Here is a 1,404-nt window from a genome sequence, read left to right on the forward strand (position 1 = left end):
AAGTAGATTGCGCTTTTCGCAATGAAAAATATAAAAAATGTTGTATTTTTATTTATTTAGATAAAAACACCTAATGAAATAAAACTTTAATCAATGAGGGTTTTATCCATCCCCACTAATTATTAACCCATAATAACCTTTTTAATATTTGCCTCAACAAAACTTTTTACTACCGCTTTCACCTCATATGTAATAATATATTTCCACATAAAAAAAGAGCACACATCATTTAATCGATRCATGCCCCTCTTTTATTTATACATATTTTGTATCTCTTCTTTATTTTTAAGTATTTCCGAAAACTTATCGCTACAACCTTTCGGAAATAAAACTCCGAGTCCATATGAATGCCCAAACTGAAAATGAGGGTATTTCACCTTGACCTCATCCCAAAACTTATACACACCGAAATCACCGTTTTTAACTTCAATATCATGAAATAATACAATACCATTTTTCGCAACTTTAGGTAACCATGTTTTATAATCATGAGAAACAGCTTCATACGTATGATAGCCATCAATATGCAAAAGATTTATCGTTTCATCTTGAAACTCATCCAGAGCATCATCAAAAGTAGACCGAATTAAATTCCCTATATTCAGGTAGTTATCCCTCACCACTTTTTCTACTATTTGAAAAACCCCTTCTCCATATGGACCTGTATGCCCATCTCCAGCCCAAGTATCTACAGCAAAACATTTTGTGGCTAACCCACCATCTTTTACCCCCTGGCAAAAACTAAAAAAGGAAGCACCTAAATGCGTACCTAACTCAACTAAAGTTGCTGGTTCTTCAAATCTTACTAAATCATATGCGAAATCTAAATGCCCACTCCACGCAGATTGTGACCGAATAATAGGACTGAAATTTTCAAATTCAAACGATGGTTTATGAGTAACCCAGTTCATCGCGTATCTCCTTATACACATATTTTTAACAAACTAAATTACTCTTATCTTTATTTTTTTGTCGTCGYGATTATGATTCTATTTCATGAAAATATAAAGAATTAATTCTATCTTATTGAGGTAAAGCATCATATACATATGGATCTGTTGGCTTATTAATCTTCTCTACTTTACTTATTTTCACAAGTGGAAATAGCGTTCTTTTATATGTTGTTCGATCTAATAACCCTGTTACTTTCACCCATGTTTCTTCTGGAAATTTTTCAACGTTTTGTCCCGTAGCAATCATCCCCCAGACTGATGCATCCGCAATACAACAAGTTATGCCATATCGAGCCACTACTACTTTATTACCCGTCACATCTTTATCATTATATATAAACCCTGAGAATGTAATTTCTTTCCCTTTAAACCCATTAACATCTTGGCCAATTATATTCATTGTTTGAACATAATCCTTATCTTCTACTTGTATTTTGCGCTGTCCTAACAT

The 1,404-nt window shown here is 33.0% G+C and carries 2 protein-coding genes; both read right to left on the reverse strand.

Going from position 1 to position 1,404, the window contains the following annotated elements; translation table 11 throughout:
* Positions 1–251: 251 nt before the first annotated feature.
* Positions 252–911 carry a class I SAM-dependent methyltransferase gene (locus AC1DJR_RS29740; protein WP_002030981.1) on the reverse strand — a complete coding sequence of 220 codons (660 nt, stop codon included), beginning with the start codon at positions 909–911 and terminating at the stop codon, positions 252–254.
* Between the two features lie 112 nt (positions 912–1,023).
* Positions 1,024–1,404 (reverse strand): TIGR03943 family putative permease subunit (locus AC1DJR_RS29745; RefSeq protein WP_477004231.1); only part of this gene is annotated, 381 nt, incomplete at its 5' end.

This window comes from Bacillus sp. 05T31, assembly GCF_056396725.1.